Raw genomic sequence first — 238 nt, forward strand, 5'->3', positions numbered from 1 at the left:
GCCCGCCGCGAGGTCGCGGTCTTCGATCAGTCCTGCCGCTAGCGCCTCGCGGTAAAAAGCGCGCGGCATCAGCATATCGACCCCGGCCACCCGCTTCAGCGTCGCGCAGGTCGCCGCGAAGCTCTGGTCGCTGAACCCGAGGAACGGATTGACCGCGACGAAATGCTTGAGCGGCCATAGCGGCGCGATCTTGTTGCAGGCGCGGTCTATCGCGGGGTCGATCGTCAGCTGTTCAGGG

1 protein-coding gene is annotated in these 238 nt (G+C 66.4%); it reads right to left on the reverse strand.

The features are described from left to right. A partial coding sequence (locus AC1RQI_RS17505) for a putative inorganic carbon transporter subunit DabA (protein ID WP_481905878.1) occupies positions 1–238 on the reverse strand: 238 nt, incomplete at both ends.

It is taken from the genome of Salicola sp. AFF1 (assembly GCF_056783195.1).